Origin of the sequence: Pleomorphomonas koreensis DSM 23070 (assembly GCF_000425185.1) — a bacterium.
Classification (GTDB): Bacteria; Pseudomonadota; Alphaproteobacteria; order Rhizobiales; family Pleomorphomonadaceae; genus Pleomorphomonas; species Pleomorphomonas koreensis.
The window spans coordinates 46,401-66,461 of the sequence record NZ_AULH01000019.1 but is presented as its reverse complement, the minus strand read 5'-3'; the positions used below and the strand labels follow the sequence as shown (position 1 = coordinate 66,461).

General features: G+C 67.1%; 19 protein-coding genes. 10 read left to right on the top strand and 9 right to left on the bottom strand.

Annotated features, from left to right (window positions below; genetic code table 11):
* Positions 1 to 41: 41 nt before the first annotated feature.
* On the top strand, positions 42 to 806 hold the full coding sequence (locus H512_RS0116310; protein WP_026784351.1) for an SH3 domain-containing protein: 765 nt from the start codon (positions 42 to 44) through the stop codon (positions 804 to 806).
* A 45-nt stretch (positions 807 to 851) separates the two neighbouring features.
* Here H512_RS0116310 and H512_RS25930 read toward each other — a convergent pair whose 3' ends face one another.
* Complete coding sequence (locus tag H512_RS25930; RefSeq protein WP_026784350.1) at positions 852 to 1,799, bottom strand: O-fucosyltransferase family protein; 948 nt, start codon at positions 1,797 to 1,799, stop codon at positions 852 to 854.
* A gap of 212 nt (positions 1,800 to 2,011) precedes the next feature.
* Here H512_RS25930 and uvrB point away from each other — a divergent pair, with 212 nt between their 5' ends.
* The 3 genes from uvrB to H512_RS0116290 all read left to right on the top strand — a co-directional run bounded on the left by uvrB (position 2,012) and on the right by H512_RS0116290 (position 5,843).
* Positions 2,012 to 4,690, top strand: a complete 2,679-nt coding sequence (uvrB, locus tag H512_RS24480) for an excinuclease ABC subunit UvrB (protein WP_053239965.1) — start codon at positions 2,012 to 2,014, stop codon at positions 4,688 to 4,690.
* A 41-nt stretch (positions 4,691 to 4,731) separates the two neighbouring features.
* Entirely contained in the window at positions 4,732 to 5,127 is a 396-nt protein-coding gene (locus H512_RS0116295; RefSeq protein WP_245585435.1) for a nuclear transport factor 2 family protein, read from the top strand.
* A gap of 119 nt (positions 5,128 to 5,246) precedes the next feature.
* Positions 5,247 to 5,843 carry an NAD(P)H-dependent oxidoreductase gene (locus H512_RS0116290; protein WP_026784348.1) on the top strand — a complete coding sequence of 199 codons (597 nt, stop codon included), beginning with the start codon at positions 5,247 to 5,249 and terminating at the stop codon, positions 5,841 to 5,843.
* 12 nt (positions 5,844 to 5,855) lie between these two features.
* Here the strand turns inward: H512_RS0116290 and H512_RS24475 are convergent, their stop codons facing one another.
* Complete coding sequence (locus H512_RS24475) at positions 5,856 to 6,311, bottom strand: MarR family winged helix-turn-helix transcriptional regulator (protein WP_036792197.1); 456 nt, start codon at positions 6,309 to 6,311, stop codon at positions 5,856 to 5,858.
* A gap of 101 nt (positions 6,312 to 6,412) precedes the next feature.
* Between H512_RS24475 and H512_RS24470 the strand changes: the two genes are divergently transcribed.
* Positions 6,413 to 8,017, top strand: coding sequence for an MFS transporter (locus H512_RS24470; protein WP_053239964.1), 1,605 nt, complete (start codon positions 6,413 to 6,415; stop codon positions 8,015 to 8,017).
* A gap of 78 nt (positions 8,018 to 8,095) precedes the next feature.
* Complete coding sequence (locus H512_RS0116275; protein WP_026784347.1) at positions 8,096 to 8,968, top strand: pirin family protein; 873 nt, start codon at positions 8,096 to 8,098, stop codon at positions 8,966 to 8,968.
* Here H512_RS0116275 and H512_RS24465 read toward each other — a convergent pair.
* The 3 genes from H512_RS24465 to pgsA are packed head-to-tail and all read right to left on the bottom strand — an operon-like array spanning position 8,914 to position 10,274.
* Positions 8,914 to 9,435 (bottom strand): molybdenum cofactor biosynthesis protein MoaE, encoded by a 522-nt coding sequence (locus tag H512_RS24465; RefSeq protein ID WP_053239963.1) that lies wholly within the window; start codon positions 9,433 to 9,435, stop codon positions 8,914 to 8,916. The two genes, H512_RS0116275 and H512_RS24465, sit on opposite strands and share 55 nt — an antisense overlap.
* Before the next feature lie 4 nt (positions 9,436 to 9,439).
* A complete protein-coding gene (gene moaD, locus H512_RS0116265; protein WP_245585434.1) occupies positions 9,440 to 9,706 on the bottom strand; it encodes a molybdopterin converting factor subunit 1 in 267 nt (88 codons plus the stop codon).
* Positions 9,696 to 10,274 (bottom strand): CDP-diacylglycerol--glycerol-3-phosphate 3-phosphatidyltransferase, encoded by a 579-nt coding sequence (gene pgsA / locus H512_RS0116260; RefSeq protein WP_026784345.1) that lies wholly within the window; start codon positions 10,272 to 10,274, stop codon positions 9,696 to 9,698. The genes moaD and pgsA overlap by 11 nt, the downstream gene beginning before the upstream one ends.
* A gap of 165 nt (positions 10,275 to 10,439) precedes the next feature.
* On the opposite strand from pgsA, the gene H512_RS0116255 reads away from it, so the two are divergent.
* From H512_RS0116255 to ilvD, 4 genes are all read left to right on the top strand, one after another.
* Positions 10,440 to 11,126, top strand: a complete 687-nt coding sequence (locus H512_RS0116255) for a DUF1345 domain-containing protein (protein ID WP_053239962.1) — start codon at positions 10,440 to 10,442, stop codon at positions 11,124 to 11,126.
* 273 nt (positions 11,127 to 11,399) lie between these two features.
* A complete protein-coding gene (locus H512_RS0116250; RefSeq protein ID WP_084798544.1) occupies positions 11,400 to 12,305 on the top strand; it encodes a dihydrodipicolinate synthase family protein in 906 nt (301 codons plus the stop codon).
* Positions 12,306 to 12,485: 180 nt separating this feature from the next.
* Positions 12,486 to 13,769 (top strand): MFS transporter, encoded by a 1,284-nt coding sequence (locus H512_RS0116245; protein WP_245585433.1) that lies wholly within the window; start codon positions 12,486 to 12,488, stop codon positions 13,767 to 13,769.
* 103 nt (positions 13,770 to 13,872) lie between these two features.
* A complete protein-coding gene (gene ilvD, locus H512_RS0116240) occupies positions 13,873 to 15,585 on the top strand; it encodes a dihydroxy-acid dehydratase (protein ID WP_026784341.1) in 1,713 nt (570 codons plus the stop codon).
* Between the two features lie 89 nt (positions 15,586 to 15,674).
* Here the strand turns inward: ilvD and H512_RS0116235 are convergent, their stop codons facing one another.
* The 4 genes from H512_RS0116235 to H512_RS0116220 form a co-directional block, all read right to left on the bottom strand.
* Positions 15,675 to 16,424 carry an IclR family transcriptional regulator gene (locus tag H512_RS0116235; protein ID WP_026784340.1) on the bottom strand — a complete coding sequence of 250 codons (750 nt, stop codon included), beginning with the start codon at positions 16,422 to 16,424 and terminating at the stop codon, positions 15,675 to 15,677.
* 219 nt (positions 16,425 to 16,643) lie between these two features.
* The gene (uvrC, locus tag H512_RS0116230; RefSeq protein ID WP_053239961.1) at positions 16,644 to 18,608 is read right to left on the bottom strand and encodes an excinuclease ABC subunit UvrC; all 1,965 of its coding nucleotides are present in this window, start codon (positions 18,606 to 18,608) and stop codon (positions 16,644 to 16,646) included.
* A gap of 147 nt (positions 18,609 to 18,755) precedes the next feature.
* A complete protein-coding gene (locus H512_RS0116225) occupies positions 18,756 to 19,256 on the bottom strand; it encodes a type III secretion system chaperone family protein (RefSeq protein ID WP_026784338.1) in 501 nt (166 codons plus the stop codon).
* A 284-nt stretch (positions 19,257 to 19,540) separates the two neighbouring features.
* Positions 19,541 to 19,828 (bottom strand): accessory factor UbiK family protein, encoded by a 288-nt coding sequence (locus tag H512_RS0116220; RefSeq protein WP_026784337.1) that lies wholly within the window; start codon positions 19,826 to 19,828, stop codon positions 19,541 to 19,543.
* Positions 19,829 to 20,061: the final 233 nt, after the last annotated feature.

Genomic DNA, 20,061 nt, shown 5'->3' with positions numbered 1-20,061 from the left:
TTCGCCTTCCGTCATGGGGCGATGATCAAGGGAAAACCGTGATGAGGATGCGACATCTGGCCGTGCCGTTCTGCCTGGCCGGCTTGATCCCCTCCACGACCGGCGCGCTGGCCGCGCCGGCCGAAGTGCTGGCCGCCGTCAATCTCCGTACCGGCCCGGGCGCCCAGTATTATACCATCATGACGGTGCCGCCCGGCGCGCCGGTGGAGGTCTACGGCTGCCTCGGCGACAACAGCTGGTGCGACGTCGGCTACGGCGACGCCCGCGGCTGGTTGTCGTCGCGCTATCTCGGAGCGGCCGGCGCCTGGTATCCCGAACGTCCGATCTTGCGGCCGCCGGTGCTGCAACCGCCGCCGATCTACCGCGAGCCGCGCGTCTATGCCAATCCGCCGCCCGTTTATCGGCCCCCCGTCTACGAGACGCCGGTCTATGGCGATTCCGGCTGGGACGACGAGGAAGCCTATCCCGACGGCGCCTACATCGCGCCGCCGCCGGCCTATGTCTACCGGCCGCCGGTGACGGTGATGCCGGCGCCGCCGGGCATCACCGTCTACCGCGCGAGGCCGGAGGCGCCCGTCGCCGGTCAGCCCTCGATGCCACCGGCCACGGCGAACGCGCCGCCGGCCATCACCCAGCCGACGCCGGTTCCGCCGGCCGCCGCGACGCCACCGGCCCCGACAACCGGCCAGTCGGCCTCGGCCGCCTCGCCATCGACGACGGCCGGTCCCAAGCCGAAATACGGCAGTGCCGTCGGCAAGCCCGGCGCCCCCTGCAAATGGGTCAACGGCGTCTGCCGCAACGACTAAGCCTGAGGAAAAGCTGCAATTGCTTGGCGCCGGACGGGAATGGCATTAGCCAATCCGTCGACAGGCAAGATGCAGCACCAGGTAGAAAAATAGCTGCACGCTCTTTCGTATCCGCTTCGGCAGCAGCTTTCGCCCAGACCGGCTGCGTATGTCTTCAACCTCGGCGGCCGTCACCCGGCGGAACGCGCGGTCGTGGTTGAGTGAGGCGATCTGCTCGGGTGTGGCCTTCCAGATGCGGACCGGGAATAGGTCATAAAGGAAGCGGCGATCATCAGCCGGAGTTAAGTTGCTATCCGGCCGCTGTTCCGGATTCCAGCCGCCGATCAGCGGCATGTAAATACGTTGAGCCTCGGACAGCCACGCCGCGAGCCAGGAAAAGGTGCTGAGACTTACAACGATGTTCTTGGAATTCCTGATGATCTGGAAGTCTTTGATGGCTGACGTATGTTGCACGTAAACAGCATCCGGAAAGGCCGAACGGATCATGTTGCCATAATAATCATCGAATATCTGCCCCATGAAAACAGGCTTCAATCCCGTTTCACGCAAAATATGTTTATAATATTCAATAGAAATTGGCCCGTAATCTCCAGATTTTCCAAACAAAATCTCCTGCCCTCGGATATTGATCACAATATGCGTTTCGTCAAACCCTGGGGCATCGTCTTCCGGGAGGGGTTGAAAAAGTGCCTTTGCCTCCTCGCGCGGTAAGAACCAACGGTAATCGACACGAATAGCCCGCAAGAGAATCGCATTGACCAGACGGAGACGACTGAAGCGAAGAGCCAGCTCAAAAGGCGCGAGAACGCCCCTGAGGACCAGAGGACAGTATGGATGCCCCTGCGTCAGGGGTCGGGATAATCGCCAGTCTGGCATGTCGTAGCCGAAGACTTCAAAATCCGGAAGCGCCCGCGCCATAATCTTGGCGGTCATCAGTTGCATCATCTGATTGCCAAGGCGTCCGCTGCCCTGGTCGATAACAAGCTTCTTCACCGCCGAATCTCCTGTGGCCGAGGCGCTTTCATCGCATATTTCACGAACTCGCCGACCAACCGCCCTCCTGTCATAAATCACACTCCGATCGCCTGGGAAACGACAACCTCTCCATTGCACCACCTCTCTTGCCCCTGTCGCCCTGCTGCCATGCTCTGACCATCGTCGATGTGATAAGCTCTCCTTTCGTTCACGACACCGATGAGTTCGCCATGGCACCGCGCAAGCCCGACCCCGACACCGATCCGGCCCCCGGCTTCGCCGAGCGGCCGCAGGCGCCATTCGAGGCGGTGCCGCTCGAAGGCTCTTTCTCGGACTGGCTGAAGGACGTGACCGAGGAAGCGGTCGAGCGGCCGGCGCCGCAGATCGTCGAGGAAAAGATCGTCAAGCCGGGCAAGCGCAAGGCCAAGGCCGAGTTGACAACTCGAAAATCGTCGCGCGGCGGTTCGCTCGGCGGCTCCACCGATCCCAAGACGCGCGCTGCCGGCGGTCTCAACCCGGTATCCGGCATGGCGCTGTCGCTGGAGGAGGCCGAGGCGTTGCCGCAGGGCGGCGTTACCGCCACCGTGAAGGCGCTGGAAGAGCTGATCCAGAAGGGCCGCGACATCTTCCGCGACGGCCAGCCCTGGATGCCGCACCGGCCGGAACGGCCGCCGAAATCGGAGGGCGGCATTCCCTTCCGGCTGTCCTCGGCCTACGAGCCGAAGGGCGACCAGCCGACCGCCATCGCCGACCTGCTCTCTGGCATCGAGCAGCAGGACAAGACGCAGGTGCTGCTGGGCGTCACCGGTTCGGGCAAGACCTTCACGGTGGCCAACATCATCGCCGCCACCAACCGGCCGGCGCTGATCCTCGCCCCCAACAAGACGCTGGCCGCCCAGCTCTATTCCGAGTTCAAGAGCTTCTTCCCCGACAACGCCGTCGAGTATTTCGTCTCCTATTACGACTACTACCAGCCGGAAGCCTACGTCCCGCGCACCGACACCTACATCGAGAAGGAATCGACCATCAACGAGCAGATCGACCGCATGCGCCACTCGGCGACGCGCGCCCTGCTCGAACGCGACGACGTGATCATCGTCGCCTCGGTGTCCTGCATCTACGGCATCGGCTCGGTCGAGACCTACACGGCGATGACCTTCGGCCTGGAGGTCGGCGACCGCATCGATCAGCGGCAGTTGCTCGCCGATCTCGTCGCCCTGCAATACAAGCGCGCCGACGTCGGCTTCGCCCGCGGCACCTTCCGGGTACGCGGCGACACCATCGAGGTATTTCCAGCCCACTTGGAAGACCGCGCCTGGCGCATCTCGCTGTTCGGCGACGAGGTGGAGGCGATCACCGAGTTCGACCCGCTGACCGGCCACAAGTCGGCGGACATGAAGTTCGTCAAGATCTACGCCAACTCGCACTACGTGACGCCCAAGCCGACGCTGGCCCAGGCCATCAAGTCGATCAAGGCCGAGCTGCGTGCCCGCCTGGAGGAACTGAACGCCCACGGCCGCCTGCTGGAAGCGCAGCGGCTCGAACAGCGCTGCACCTTCGACATGGAGATGATGGAGGCGACCGGCGCCTGCGCCGGCATCGAGAACTATTCGCGCTACCTGACCGGCCGCGCCCCCGGCGAGCCGCCGCCGACGCTGTTCGAATACCTGCCCGACAACGCGCTGGTGTTCATCGACGAAAGCCACGTCACCGTGCCGCAGATCGGCGCCATGTATCGCGGCGACTTCCGCCGCAAGGCGACGCTGGCCGAATACGGCTTCCGCCTGCCGTCCTGCATGGACAACCGCCCCTTACGCTTCGAGGAATGGGACGCCATGCGGCCGCAGACCGTCTGCGTGTCGGCCACACCCGGCGGCTGGGAGCTTGATCAGTCGGGCGGCGTGTTCGCCGAGCAGGTGATCCGTCCGACCGGCCTGATCGACCCGCCGGTGGAGATCCGGCCGGCCCGCACCCAGGTCGACGACCTCCTCGGCGAGGTGCGGCAGGTGACGGCGGCCGGCTACCGCACGCTGGTCACCGTGCTCACCAAGCGCATGGCCGAGGACCTCACTGAATACCTGCACGAGCAGGGCGTGAAGGTGCGCTACATGCACTCCGACATCGAGACGCTGGAGCGCATCGAGATCCTGCGCGACCTGCGCCTCGGCGCCTTCGACGTGCTGGTCGGCATCAACCTGCTGCGCGAAGGTCTCGACATTCCCGAATGCGCGCTGGTCGCCATTCTCGACGCCGACAAGGAGGGTTTTCTCCGTTCGGAAACGTCGCTGGTCCAGACCATCGGCCGCGCCGCCCGCAACGTCGATGGCAAGGTCATCCTCTACGCCGACCAGGTCACCGGCTCGATGGAACGGGCGATGGCCGAGACCAATCGCCGCCGCGACAAGCAGGTGGCCTACAACACTGAGAACGGCATCACGCCGGAGAGCGTCAAGCGGTCGATCGGCGACGTGCTGAACTCGGTCTACGAACAGGACCACGTACGCGTCGACACCGGCCTCGCCGAGGAAGGCGAGATGATCGGCCACAACCTCAAGGCCTATATGGCCGACCTGGAACAGCGGATGCGCAAGGCGGCCGCCGATCTGGAGTTCGAGGAGGCGGCTCGCCTGCGCGACGAGCTGAAGCGCCTTCAGGCCGCCGAGCTGACCATCGCCGAGGACCCGATGGCCCGCCAGAGCGATGTCGACGCGGCCGGCGGCGGCTTCGCGGGCGGGCGGAAATATGGCCGCTCCGCCAACACGCCGCCCTCCCGCGTCCGCAAGAACTCGCTCGACGAGATGACCGTCGGCCGCACCGAGGTGCCGATGGGCAGCGAACCGCCCAAGCGCCCGAGCCCCAGCACGGCGGCCGGGACCGTGGCGGGGAAGCGGGGGAGACGGGGGCGGTAGGCGTGTAGCCCGTTGCCCGGATTAGGCACGACGGCGAAAGGATGAACATGACAGCGGCCGACGCCGACACGGAGCTGTTCCGCGCGCTCGAACAGAAGCTGCACCGCCCGGAGATTCGCCGCTCTCCGGATGCCGTGGGCGCGCTCCTGGCCGAAGGGTTCATCGAATTCGGCAGTTCGGGCAGGGTCTACGACCGGACGTCGATCATCGAGGCGCTGGCGAGCGAGTCGCCGTCGGAGGCCGCACTTGTTCCGGAGGTGCATGACTTCGCCGTTCATCCCATTGCTCCGGACGCCGTTCTCGTCACCTACCGAAGCAGCCGCCACCGCGCCGACGGAACAGTGGAAAGAACCACGCTTCGCAGCTCGATCTGGACGCTGATCGACGGCCGTTGGCAAATGCTGTTCCACCAGGGAACGATCGTTCCAGCTCTCTGAATCGGCTTTCGATCACAACATCGGCTGGCTTCACGGACGCCGCGCGAAATCGGGTAGCCGCCACAGGCGGCACGTGCCAAGTTCGCGGCCGACGCCCATGCCCCCCCGAGTCCCGCCCCATGAAATGCCTCGTCGTCGTCGCCCATCCGCTGCCGGACAGCCTCTGCCGGTCGCTGGCCCGTCTTGCCGCCGACCGGCTGGAGGCGGCCGGCCACGAGGTGACGATCGAGGACCTCTACGGCTCGGGTTTTGCCCCGGCCCTCACCGAGGCCGAGCGCCGGAGCTACTATGCCGCCGCCTTCGACGCCTCGGCGGTCGCCGGCGAGGCGGCGCGGCTCGCTGACGCCGAGGCGCTGGTGCTGGTGTTTCCCACTTGGTGGTACGGTTTTCCGGCCGTCCTGAAGGGCTGGTTCGACCGCGTCTGGGCGCCGGGCATCGCCTTCGATCACGCCGCCGACTTCGGGCCGATCAAGCCGCGCCTCAAGCTCCGCCACGCGCTGGCGGTGACCACCCTCGGCTCGCCCTGGTGGATCGACACGCTGGTGCTGTGGCAGCCGGTGCGGCGCATTCTCCGCCTCGCCATTTTCGGCGCCTGCGCCCGCGGCGCCCGCTTCACCATGCTGTCGCTGCACTCGGCCGAGAATCCGCCAAGGCAACGCGTAGAGCGTTTCGAACGGCGCATCGCCGCCGTTCTCGACCGCTGGCCGGCCCGCTGACCGGCTCCGGCCTCAGCCGACGATATTCTCGGCCCGGTCGGCCTCCAGCAGCGCCATGTTGAACCGCCCGAGCAGCGTGGCCAGCCCCTCGCGCTCGTCCTCGCTCCAGTCGGCGAGGATGCGGCCGAGCCGCGTCTGCCGCGCTTCCCGCATGGCGGCCACCGATGCCGCGCCGGCCGCCGTCAACCCCACCAGCACCGACCGCCGATCCCGCGGATTGGGCCGGCGCCCGGCAAAGCCGAGGTCCTCGACGGCCGCCACCTGCCGCACCACCGTCGAATGGTCGAGACCCAACTGGTCGGCGATCTCGCCGGTGCTCATTTCCCCCGCTTCGAGCTGGCCGAGCAGCAGATAGTGGGCGCGCTCCATGGGATAGCCGCGCTTGCGATAGTTCATCTCCAGCCGCCGGACCAGGAACGCCAGCTCGGGTTCGAGGCGCGAGATCGCATCCTCCGGCAGATCAGCCATGACATTTTCCCTCTATATAGGTGTATCGTACACCGATATTTGTGTACCATACACCAGATGGCCGCACATCCGGATTTGGACGACGGCCGCAGGAGCATTGCATGTCCCACACTAACGCGCCCTCCGCGCCGGCCCCAGGCTTCTTCGATCAGCCGAAGGCCGTATGGGCGACCATTTTCGCCTGCACCGTCGGCTTCATGTCGATCGGCCTCGTCGATCCCATCCTGACGTCGATCGCCAAGGGGCTCGACGCCGGCCCGGCCGAGGTGTCGCTGCTGTTCACCAGCTATTTCTTCGTCACCTCGGTGATGATGCTGGTCACCGGCTATGTGTCGAGCCGCCTCGGCAGCCGTGCCACCATGATGGTCGGCGCCGCGCTGATCGTCGTCTTCGCCGCCCTGGCTGGCCGCTCCACTTCCGTCACCGAACTGGTGCTGTTCCGCGGCGGCTGGGGTCTCGGCAACGCTTTCTTCGTCGTCACCGCCCTGTCGGTGCTGGTGGCGGTGACGCGCGGCGGCACCGGCCGCGCCGTGCTGCTCTATGAGGCGGCGATGGGCTTGGGGCTCTCCGGCGGCCCGCTGCTCGGCGCCCTGCTCGGCTCGTTCTCCTGGCGCTGGCCGTTCTTCGGCACGGCGACGCTGATGGGCGTCGGCCTGCTCGCCATCGCCCTGTTCCTGCCGGCCCTGCCACGTCCGGCCGTCAAGACCGGCCTTTCCGCCCCCATCCGCGCGCTCGGCCACCCCGGCCTCTTCACCGTGGCGATCGGCGCCTTCTTCTACTATTTCGCCTTCTTCACCGTGCTGGCCTTCGCCCCCTTCGTGCTCGACATGTCGGCGATGCAGGTCGGCGGCATCTTCTTCGGCTGGGGCGTGCTGCTCGCCATCTTCTCGGTGTTCGTGGCGCCGCGCGTCGAGGCGCGCTTCGGGCTGATCCCGGTCGTCACCGTCTGCCTGACGCTGATGGCCGTGCTGCTCGTCGTCATGGGCCTGGCGCCCAAGGGCGTCGTCGCCGCCTGCGTCATGCTGTCGGGCGCCGTGATGGGCATCTGCAACACGCTGTTCACCGAGCTGGCGCTGGAGATCTCCGACGCGCCGCGGCCGGTCGCCTCGGCCGGCTACAACTTCCTGCGCTGGTTCGCCGGCGTCATCGCCCCCTATGCCGTGCCGAAGATCGCCGAATTCCTCGGCGTCGAGGCCGCCTTCGGCCTGGCGGCGCTGGCCGCCCTCGCCGCGCCGCTCACCTTCTACCTGCGCCGCCGCCATCTCGAACGGCCGGTTGCAGCCGCCACCAGCCCCGTCTTCCCGCTGCTGGTCGCCGTCGACGGCAGCGCCAGCGACGCGGCGGTGATCGACCGCGCCATCGGCGCCGCGCGCAACCTGGACGGCGCCGCGCTGGTCGCCCATGTCCGCATGGCCGAGGTGGTCGACGAAGAGGAGGCCGATCTCGAGGACGGCGCCACCGCCGAGGCCATCGTCGCCGCCGCCGTGGCGCGGCTCAGGGCGGCCGGCATCGCGGCGGACGGCCGGATCATCGACGCCACCGCCGGCGCGGCGGCGCGCAAGGTGGCGGAGCTGGCGACCGCCGTCGGTGCCCGCCGCATCGTCGTCGGCGCCGCTCATGCCCACGATACCGAGGACCTCCGGCACGGTAGCTTCAGCACCGCCCTCCTTGCCCTCGGCGGTAACGACGTGCAGGTGGTCGGCTGAGATCTGTTCCGCCGGTTGTCGTGGCGGCGAGGCGGGCTATATTAGGCGGAACCGCGTAATTATCCGGAGGATCCCGTCATGCGCACCGTCCTCGCCGTCCACCCCGCCCAGCGCGACGACATCGCCGACCTCGTCACCCGCCGGCCGCTGCCGGGGCCGGATGTGGAGCAGGTCGACCCGTTCCTGTTCCTCAACCACCACGGCCCGCAGGTCTATCCGCCCGACAACCACGGCCTGCCCTTCGGCCCGCACCCGCATCGCGGCTTCGAGACGGTGACCTTCATCCTCTCCGGCAGTCTTGCCCATCATGACAGCGGCGGCCACGAAAGCGTCATCGAGGCGGGCGGCGTGCAGTGGATGACCGCCGGTTCCGGCCTCGTCCACGCCGAGCTGTCGCCGGACGCCTTCAAGCGCGACGGCGGACCGCTGGAGATCCTGCAGCTGTGGCTGAACCTGCCGCCGCCGCTGAAGATGACCGCGCCGGCCTATACCGGCCTGCAGAAGGCCGACATTCCCGCCCTGTCGATCGCCGCCGGCAACGGCACGCTCAACCTGATCGCCGGCGAATTCGGCGGCGAGACCGGCCCGATCAAGCCGCTGACCGAGGTCTTCATGGCGACGGTGGAGCTGAAGGCTGGCGCCAAGACGGCCTTGCAGGTCGGACGGGAGCGCAACGTCTTCCTCTACGTCGTCGCCGGCCGGATCGACGTCGATGGCGTCACCGTCGACAAGTGGCACCTCGTCGAACTCTCCAACGACGACGACACTTTCGTGGTCGGCGCCATCGACGACGCCCTGCTGCTCTATGGCCACGCCGAACCGATCGGCGCGCCGGTGGTGGCGCGCGGCCCCTTCGTGATGAACACGGACGAGGAAATTCAACAGGCCATTGCCGACTACAGGTCGGGCAAGTTCGGCGATCCCTCGGCGCTCGGCAAGGTCGGTGCCTGATCCTTCCAGCGGTCGGCGCGCGCCGCGTCGTCGGCCTTCGCCTCCACCCAGCCGCCGGCGCCGGCGGCCGGGTGCTCCTTCTTCCAGAAGGGGGCGCGGGTCTTCAGGAAGTCCATCAGGTATTCGCAGGCCGAGAAGGCGGCGGCGCGGTGGCTCGACGACACCGCCACCAGCACGATCCGCTCGCCCGGCCGGATGCGGCCGGCGCGGTGGACCACGGTGATGCCGAGGAGCGGCCAGCGGCCGGCCGCCTCGGCCGCCACGCGGCCGATTTCCGCCTCGGCCATGCCGGGATAATGCTCCAGCTCCAGCGCGGCCAGCCGGCCGCCCTCGTCGCGGCAATAGCCGACGAAGCTCGCCACCGCGCCGACAGCCGGATCGCCCGCCTGCAAGGCGTCGATCTCGGTGCCGATATCGAAATCCTCGATGCCGACCCGGACGATGATTTGAGGCGCGTCGGCCGTCATGGCGTCAGCCGCCGGTCATCGGCGGGAACAGGGCGATCTCGTGGGGTTGGCCGATTGGCTCGTCCTGCTCGACATGCAGCTGGTCCACGGCGACGCGGATGGTACCGGGCGTCTCGAAGGCATGGGCATAGCTGTCGCCGCGGCCGGCCAGCCAGCCGACGAGGTCGCCGGCCGTCACCACCGTCTCCGGCAGCGTCAGCCTTTCCTCGGCACGGCCGACGCGCTCGCGCACCCAGGCGAAATAGCGGATCAGCACCGGCTCACGGCTCATGGCGCTCCTCCATCAGTTGGGCGACGCCGCTGCGGAAATAATCATAGCCGGTGTAGAGCGTGACGATGGCCGCCGTCCACAGCATGGCCAAGCCGAGTTCGGTGATGCCGTCGACCAGCTTGTCGCCGGTCGGGCCGAGCAGCAGGATGCCAATGGCGATCAGTTGCAGCGTCGTCTTCCACTTGGCGAGGCGGCTGACCGGCACGCTCACCTTGAGGTCGGCCAGGAACTCGCGCAGGCCCGACACGAAGATCTCGCGCATCAGGATGATCACCGCCGCCCACAGCGAGAAGCCGCCGATGGTGCCGTGGGCGGTCAGCACCAGCAGGCAGACCGACACCAGGAGCTTGTCGGCGATCGGGTCGAGCATGCGCCCGAGCGTCGACTGCTGCTTCCACAGGCGCGCCAGATAACCGTCGAAATAGTCGGTGATCGACGCCGCCGCGAACAGCCCGAAGGCCAGCCAGCGGCCGGTGTCGCCCTCGATGTAGAAGGCGGCGACCACCGCCGGCACGGCGACGATGCGGAGATAGGTCAGAATATTGGGAAGGGACCAGACAAATTTCATGGCATCGACATCTGTGGTTCCGCCGATGCATCGCACGCCAATCCCCCGAGGGCAAGGGCCGGCGCCACGGGAAAAGCCGTCTTCCGCCGCAAGGCGCGCCGCTGTCGCGCAAATGCGCTATAGCTGTTGCATTCTCTCCGCATGAAGCCCGCCGGACCAGACGTGATGCCCCTCGACAAAAGCCGGAAGCCGTCCCGTTCCTTTCTTTTCAAGAGCCTGCACGCCTTCCGCATACGGCCGCTGCTGCTGGTCGGCATCGCCGTGGGCGTCGCGACCGGCCTGCTGCTGCCCGGCAGCCTGGCCTGGCACGGCCGCCTGCTGATCGGCTGGGACGTCGGCGTCGTGCTCTATCTCGTCGCGACCTGGACGATCATGACACGCTCCGACGTGCACCGGCTGCGGGAGCGCGCCGCCCAGCACGACGAGGGCGAATGGACCATCATCCTGTTGTCCATGGCCGCGACGCTGTCGAGCCTCGTCGCCATCGGCGCCGAACTGCACCAGGCCAAGGCGGAGGACGCCTTGCAGATCTGGCGCGTCGCCCAGGCGGCGGCCACCATCCTGGCAAGCTGGCTGTTCGTCCACACCATCATGACCCAGCATTACGCCCACGACTACTACCTGCGCGAGGGCAGCTCTCCCGGCCTCCTGTTCCCCGACCACATCAAGGAGCCGGGCTACTGGGACTTCGCCTATTTCGCCTTCACCATCGGCGTCGCCTCCCAGACGGCCGACGTCGCCATCGCCTCGCCGCGCATCCGCCGCGTGGCGCTCGCCCATTCGGTGCTGTCCTTCTTCTTCAACACCGCCATCCTGGCGCTGGCCATCAACGTCGGCGCCAGCCTGCTGTGAGCGGCAGCGGGGTCGCATCCTTCGAGCCGCGGCCCGGATAGCCCCCAGCCCCTTTCCCTCGCCTCACGCCCAGCGCCGGGGAGGACATCGCGCCTCTCCGCTCATCCCATCCGCCCGGCCGTTCCCGAGCCGGCAAACGCCCGCGCGTGCCACGCCGCGACGGCGACATACGTCCAATCACCATCCGCAAGCCCCGCAAGTTGATGGTTGGGGCCCCCGGTGTATGATCTTCATACAGAACTTAAGTTCCGTATATAGAACATGGAGCCGACGATGAATTTGGAGAAGTTTCGAGGCGTCTTCCCGCCGGTACCGACGATCGTCGACCGGGAGGGACGGCTCGACAAGGCCGGAATGGCGGCGCTGATCGACAAGCTGATCGCCGACGGCGTCAACGGCATGCTGTTCCTCGGCAGCGGCGGCGAGTTCAGCCACATGCCCAAGGAGATGCGCTTCGAAGTCGCGGAGTTCGTCGTGGCGCACACCGCCGGGCGCGTGCCGGTGCTGATCGGCATCTCCAGCCCCAGCACGGCGGAGGCCATCGAATACGGCCGCCATGCCGACAAGCTCGGCGTCGACGGCCTGCTGCTGGTCAATCCCTATTACGCGCTGCTCGCCCGCGATTACATCTACAACCACTTCCGCACGGTCGCCGAGGCGGTGAAGACGCCGGTGCTGCTCTATAATTTCCCGGCGCTGACCAAGCAGAATCTCGACATCGAGCTGGTCGCCCGCCTCGCCAAGGACGTGCCCAACATCATCGGCATCAAGGACACCGTCGACAACGCCAGCCACCTGCGCGAGCTGATCAACGTCGTCCGCCCCGCCCGGCCGGATTTCGTGATCTTCGCCGGCTTCGACGAATACATGATGGACGCGCTGATCCTCGGCGCCAACGGCGGCATTCCCGCCACCTGCAACTTCGCGGCCTCGGTCACCTGCGGCATCTACAGGGCCTTCGTTGCCAAGGACTACGAGACCATGTTCGCGCTGCAGCGGCGCCTGGCGCGCCTGTCGCAGGTCTACGACCTCGAAAGCCCGTTCTTCGGCGTCATCAAGCAGGCGATCCGCCTCACCGGCCTCGACATCTCCACCGAGGTGATGGCGCCGGTCCAGCCGCTGTCCGCCGAGAAGATCCAGAAGCTCGCCGCCATCCTGAAGGCCGCCGACGTGCTGTGAACCCCGCCGCCGCCCTTCGGGCGGACGGCCTTTTCCATGCCCGCCAGGAATGAGACGGCGGGGCGCCGCAATCGGGCACATCAAATGCCCATCCGATATCGCACCAGATGGCCGGTCCCAGCCGGCGGCCCCAGGGAGGGAGACCACCGGGGTGGCGCGAATGAAGGGAGTGAGACCCAAGTGACAAACCTGCAAGCCGTTGCAACCGATATTGCGGCCGTCCCGCGCGCCCGCTGGCTGCGCATCATTCCGGCGGTGATCATCGTCTACATCGTCGCCTACATGGATCGCACCAACATCGCGATCGCCATGGCCGGCGGCATGAGCGCCGAACTCGGCATGACCGCCTCCTTCGCCGGCCTCGCGGCGGGCATCTTCTTCGTCGGCTACATCTTCCTGCAGATCCCCGGCGGCCAGATCGCCGAGCGTCTCAGCGCCAAGAAGTTCATCGCCGGCACCATCGTCGTCTGGGGCGGCGTCGCCGCCCTCACCGGCCTCGTCCGCACGCAGAACGAGATGCTGCTGATCCGCTTCGTGCTCGGCGTCGCCGAGGGCGGCGTTTACCCGGCCATCCTGGCCCTGATCGGCCACTGGTTCCCCAACGAGGAGAAGGCCCGCGCCATCGCCTTCTTCCAGATGAACCTCGCCGTCGCCTCCATCATCACCGCCCCGCTGTCGGGCTGGCTGATCCAGTCGATGGGCTGGCGCGAGATGTTCGTCGTCGAGGGCGTGCTGTCGCTGGCCCTGCTGTTCATCTGGATCCCGATGGTCGCCGACAGCCCCGAGAAGGCCAAGTGGCTCGACCCGCGCGAACGCGCCTGGCTCGACGCCCGCTTCGCCGAGGACAAGGCCAAGGCCGTCGTCGTCGAGAACGTCTCGGTGCGCACCGCCGTCGGCGACGCCAACCTGTGGAAGCTGGTCGCCATCTACTTCTTCTTCCAGGTCGGCTTCTACGGCTTCGCCCTGTGGATGCCGGTCATCATCAAGCAGCTGACCGGTTCCGGCATGACCACCGTCGGCTTCCTGACCGCCCTGCCCTACATCCTGTGCATCGCCGGCCAGTTCTACATCGCCAACCGCTGCGACCAGACGATGAACCGCCGCCTCTACACCGCCATACCGATGATCGGCTTCGCCATCTGCCTCACCCTGTCGGTGCTGCTCGAAGGCAACATGTGGCTGTCCTACGGCATGATCGTGCTGTGCGGCTTCTTCCTGCAGGCCTATGCCGGTCCGTTCTGGACGCTGCCGCCGCTGTTGTTCCCGTCCAACGTGGTCGGCGGCGTCCGTGGCACCATCAACGCGCTCGGCAACCTCGGCGGCTTCATCGGCCCGTTCCTGGTCGGCTACCTGACCACCACCTTCAGCAAGGACGTCGGCCTGTCCTTCCTGATCGGCGCCTTGGTGATCGCCTCCGTCCTGCTCTACACCCTGCCGAAGGTGACGTCGAAAGCCCCGCGCTGACCCTTCCTCCGGCGTTTTGAAATCCAGACTGCGTCAGAACAAAGAAAAGGGCATTTCCGGTGATTTCATGCGCCGGAAATGCCCGGAAAGAGACGGCTAGAAAATGTCCCAGAAATGTCACTTCGCCCGCGACCTGTGGTCGCAGCTCGACGCGCTCCGGCTCGGCATGAACTACTCGGTGGAAGACACCGGGAAGCCGCAGGTGCTGATCGACGACTGCTTCGGCGAGAGCCATCCGGGCAGCTTCCACCTCGAAAAGCTCGGCTACGAGGCGATGCTCGGCGTCCATGAAACCGGCGGCCGCGCCGTGCGCCACCACGTCACCGACATCTGCGACGGCTGGGGCCAGGGCCACGACGGCATGAACTACATCCTCGCCTCGCGCGAGATGATCGCCAACATGGTCGAGCTGCATGCCTCGGTCGTCCCCTACGACGCCGGCGTGCTGCTGTCGAGCTGCGACAAGTCGATCCCCGCCCACCTGATCGCCGCCGCCCGCCTCGACATGCCGCTGGTCCACGTGCCCGGCGGCTCGATGCGGCCGGCCCCCAACATGACGACTTCGGACCTCGGCGGCGCCACCGCCCAGTTCAAGAAGGGCGAGATCGGCATCGACAAGATCCAGAACCTGCAGCGCTGCGGCTGCCCGACGGCCGGCGCCTGCCAGTTCATGGGCACCGCCAGCACCATGCAGTGCATGTCGGAAGCCCTCGGCATGGCCCTGCCCGGCAACGCGCTGGCGCCGTCGACCATGTCCGAGATCACCCGCTACGCCCGCATGGCCGGCCATCAGGCGCTGGTGCTGGCCGAGAAGGGCATCACCTCCTCGCAGATCCTGACCCGCGCCGCCTTCGAGAACGCCATCAAGGTGCACGCCGCCATCTCCGGCAGCACCAACGCGCTGATCCACCTGCCGGCCATCGCCCACGCGCTCGGCTGGGAGCTGACGCCGGACGTGTTCGACCGCATCAACCACGAGATCCCCTATCTCACCAACGTCCAGCCGTCCGGCCGCTACGTCACCGAACTCCTGTGGTTCGCCGGCGGCATCCCGATGGTGCAGTGGATGATCCGCGACCACCTCGATCTCAACGTCATGACGGTGACCGGCCGCACGCTGGGCGAAAACCTTGAGGTGCTGCAGAAGTCGGGCTTCTTCGAGAACAACCTCGGCTATCTCGCCAACTTCAAGCTGGAGCGGCAGGACCTGATCCGCGATCCGGAGAAGTCCAAGATCGGCGCCATCGCCGTGCTCAAGGGCAACATCGCCCCCGACGGCGCGGTGATCAAATACTCCGCCTGCAGCCCGAAGATGCACCAGCACACCGGCCCGGCCAAGGTGTTCGGCTCCGAAGAGGCGGCCCAGGAGGCCATCATCAACAACCGGATCGATCCGGGCGACGTGATGATCATCCGCTACGAGGGTCCGCGCGGCTCCGGCGCGCCGGAAATGCTGATGACGACCGACGCCATCGTCTTCGACGCCCGTCTCAACGGCTCGGTGGCCCTGGTCACCGACGGCCGCTTCTCCGGCGCCACCCACGGCCCGTGCATCGGCCACGTGTCGCCGGAGGCCGCCGACGGTGGGCCGATCGCCTTCATCGAGGATGGCGACCTGATCGAAATCGACGTCAAGGCGCGCAAGCTCAATGTCGTCGGCCTCGATCGCAAGCCGGCCAGCGCCGAAGAGGTCGAAGCCGCTTTTGCCAGGCGCAAGGTCGGCTGGACCGCTCCGGACTTTTCCGACCGCAAGGGCGTCTATCGCCAGTACACCCAACACGCAGCTTCGTTGATGGCCGGCGCCTACATCCGCTGACCCCCATAGCGGATTGGCGCCGATCACAGGCAACAGCGAAGGAAGGCCCGCCCCGCGCGGGCCTTTTTCGCGTCCGGCCGCTGAGATGATCAGTGCCGATGGCTGGCGGCGATCCGGCCGGCGGTGGCGACCACGGTTGCGGCCACCGCGTCGAGATTGGCGAGATCGATCTGCGACGACACGCCGGACATGCTGATGGCCGCCGTCACCTCGCCGGCCGCGTTGATCACCGGCGCGGCGATGCAGTAGACGCCGTCGTTGTCCTCGGCGTTGTCGAACGCCCATCCCCGCTGGCGGGTTGCCCTGAGTTCCTCGCGAAACGCCTCGGCGCTGACGATGGTGGTGTCGGTGCGGCGCACGAACTGGATATCCGCCAGGATGGCGTCCAGCTTGTCGTCCGGCAGCCAGGCGAGCAGGGCCTTGCCGAGGCCGGAGCTGTGCAGCGACAGGCGGCGCCCCACCCAGCTGCGGATGACGATGGCCGTCGGGCTCTCCAGCTTCAGCACGTAGATCGCCGACGATCCCTCCAGCACGCCGAGATGGCAGGTCAGCTGCGTCCGGTCGCGCAACTGCGACAGCGGCTCCATGGCGGCGCGCTTGATGTCGAGACCTTCCTCGACCTTGTTGCCAAGCTCGTACCACCGGAGACCGAGCGCGTAGCGCCCCTCCTCCAGGCTGACCAGCCCATGCGCCAGCAGCGAGGCCAGCAACGACGACGAGGTGCTTTTCGGCAGCCCCGTCGCCTTCTGGATCTGGGTGAAGCTGGCGCGGCCGTGTTCGGCCAGAAAGGCGAAAATCGCCATCGCCTTGTCGATCGCCGGCGTCTGTGTGGTGACCAAGTACGAACCCCTTGAAATGCGTCGGTTATCCTGTTCGGTGGAACGAACACTAGTCCCGAACGGCACGGCGATCCATTAGGGAACACGCCAAGGGGGGCGAAGCCGGACCCGACGCGCCGTTACCTCACGGGCAAGGCGCAAGAGGCGTTGCGCAGACGAGATTATTGGCTGGGCACCCGATAGCCGAGAGAATGAAGCGGGCGCGGCCGGGAATGCGCCTCAGCCTTTGCGGAAATAGTCGTGGATGGCTTTTGCCGTGGCGGCCGAGATGCCCGGCACCTTCTCGAGGTCGGGCAGCGCCGCCCGCTCGATCTCCTTCAGCGTGCCGAAGTGGTTGAGCAGCGCCCGCTTGCGCGTCGGGCCGACGCCGGGGATCTCCTGCAGGCCGCCCTCGGAAATCTGCTTCGAGCGCCGCGCCGCGTGGCTGCCGTTGGCGAAGCGGTGTGCCTCGTCGCGCAGGCGCTGGATGAAGTAGAGCACCGGGTCGCGGGTCGGCAGCATGAAGTCGGGCCGGCCGGGTACGAAGAAGCGCTCGCGGCCGGCGTCGCGGTCCGGCCCCTTGGCGACGCCGACCAGCGGCACGTCGGTGAGGCCGAGTTCGTCGATGATCGACTTGACCGCCGACAGCTGGCCGGCGCCGCCGTCGATCAGCACCAGATCGGGCCACGGCCCGAAGCCGTCCTCGTCGCGCGCCGCCTCGGTGCGGCTGCCGTGCTCCTTGACGAGGCGGGAGAAGCGCCGCGTCATCACCTCGCGCATCATGCCGAAGTCGTCGCCCGGCGTGATGTCGGTCGAGCGGATGTTGAACTTGCGATACTGGTTCTTCACGAAGCCGCCGGGGCCGGCGACGATCATGCCGCCCACCGGGTTGGAGCCCATGATGTGGGCGTTGTCGTAGACCTCGATGCGCTTGGGCGTCTCGGCAAGGCCGAACACCCGGCCGACGCCCTCCATCAGCTTCAGCTGGCTCGACGTGTCGGCCATGCGGCGGGCCAGCGCCTCGCGGGCGTTCTGCACCGCCTGGTCGACGACGTCCTTCTTCTCGCCGCGCTGCGGCCGGAGCACCTCGACGCGGCGGCCGGCCTTCTCGCTGAGCGCCTCGGTCATCAGCGCCATGTCCTCGAAGGCGTGGCTGACCAGCACCAGCGACGGGCACGGCTTGTCGTCGTAGAACTGGGCGATGAACGAGGACAGCGCCTCGCCGGCCTCGGCACCGCCAGCCCGCGGGAAGAAGGCGTGGTTGCCCCAGTTCTGGCCGGTGCGGAAGAAGAACACCTCGACGCAGGTCTGGCCGCCCTCCTGGTGGACGGCGAACACGTCGGCCTCCTCGATGCCCTGCGGGTTGATGCCCTGGTGGCTCTGCACGTGGGAGAGCGCGGCGAGGCGGTCGCGGCAGACGGCCGCCCGCTCGAAGTCCAGCGCCTCGGCGGCGGCGTTCATCTCGGCAGCCAGTTGCTCCTTGATCTGCCGGCTCCGGCCCGACAGGAAGGCCTTGGCCTCGGCCACCAGCTCGGCATAGCCGGCGGCGTCGATCTCGCCGGTGCAGGGCGCCGAGCAGCGCTTGATCTGGTAGAGCATGCAGGGCCGCGTCCGCGTCTCGAACTCGCCGTCCGAGCAGGTGCGGATCAGGAACGCCTTCTGCATGGCGTTGATGGTGGCGGTGACCGCCGACGCCGACGCGAACGGGCCGAAGAAGCTGCCCTTGCGCGAACGGGCGCCGCGATGCTTGACGAGCTGCGGCGACGCATGGTCGCCGGTGATCAGGATGTAGGGGAAGCTCTTGTCGTCGCGCAGCAGCACGTTGAAGCGCGGCCTGAGCTGCTTGATCAGGTTGGCTTCGAGCAGCAGCGCTTCCGTCTCGGTCTTGGTGACGACGAATTCCATCGACGCCGTCGCCTGCACCATGCGGATGATGCGGGTCGGAAGCTGGCCGAGCCGGGTGTAGTTGGTGACGCGCTTCTTGAGGCTCTTGGCCTTGCCGACGTAGAGCACGTCGCCCGACGGCGACAGCATGCGGTAGACGCCGGGGCTGTTGGGCAGGAGGCGCACCATCGCCTGCACCACCTCGACGCCGCGCCGCGTCTCCGGCGTCGTCAGGTCGATGTCGCCGGCCTCCTCGGCGGTCTCGATCTCCGGCGGCGGCAAGTCCTCGGTGTCGGGCGTGATGTCGGTGTCGTCGGTCATGAACTCGGTCGGGATTCGTGGGGTAGGCCGGCCATCATATCAGCGTTGGCCGCGTCAGCCGATGGCGGCATCATCAGCGGTATCATCAAAAGAAAGGTCCCGGCAGAGCCTGCCGGGACCGGAATTCGTTCGGCGGCGGAAGACCGCTCAGGCTTCGCCCACCGTTTCCAAGAGCGCGTGGTCGAGCGCTTCCTTCGCGTTGCGGCCGCCGCTTATCACGAAATCGAAGGCGAGACGATGGCGCTCGCAGATCTCCACCGCCGTGTCGATCAGCACTTCCATCTGCTCGGCCGTCGCCTCGGCCTGCCCGGCCAGCAGCAGCGTGTTGCGATACATCACCACGCCCTCGGCCTGCCAGATGTCGAAATGACCGATCCACAGTTGCTCGTTGACCAGCGCCAGCAGGCGGATCACCTCGTTGCGGCGGGCGACCGGCACCTTGATGCCAAAGGCGCAGGCGACGTGCAGCGCCTCCATCTCGCCGAGCCAGGACACGGCGACATGGTAGTCCGTGGCCTCGCCGGCGATCGAGATGGCGATCTCGTCCTCGTCGGCGCGCTCGAACGACCAGTCGTTCTGCACGGCGATGAGTTCGATCTCGTCCACGGGATTGGCGGTTCGCTCGGGGTGCACGTCGATGAGGGTCATTTTGACCTCCAGGGTTGCCGCTGCGGAACAGCGTGCCTTGCCGATACCGATGCCGGCCATGACTGCGTCCACCAGGCAACACCACCCGTTGAAACGCCGACGCCGACACCTTTGGGCCGTCGGGACGGACGCACCGCCCCTCGGGCAACGCCGGAACGGTTACAGCCGTTCCGGAATGCAGCAACCCGAACATGCGCCACCGGACGGCCGACGGCGCACGAATCTCACGTTGAGATCAGAATAGGCCCGAAGCGGCCCCGACCGGAAGCCCCCGGCGGCTGTCCTCAAGGGGTTTCGACCGTCTCGACCTCGGCTTCGGTGTGGGCAAGCCGCTTTTCAAGGTCGGCGACGCGCGCCGACAGGCGCTCCACCTCGGCCAGCGCCCGCGTGGCGATCTCCTGCACCGTCTCGAGATCCTCGCGGCGGACGAGATCGAGTTCGGAGGCGAAGCGCTCGCCCTGGGCGCGGAAGGCCGAGGACACCTCGCGGCCCGCCGACTGGGCGAGACCGGCGGCATCGTTCATCAGCTTGGCGAATTCGTCGTAGATACGTCCCTGCGGGCCTGTCGTCATGTCGGTCGCTCCCCGTTGGCGGGTGATGATATCCTATTTGGCCCCTCGTCCCTTTTCCTTCAAGCACAAGATAAACGGCCCGAGCAATGGACGAGCCGCGTCACGCGGCGTCCGGCGCCAGCGCCGCCGCGTGGCAAGCGGCGCTTCGCGGCGGGTTGAACTCCGAAATGCGGCTTGCCGGGCCGGCGCCGCGGGCGGGAGGCCCACCGGCGATTGAGGTGGAGAACGAATAG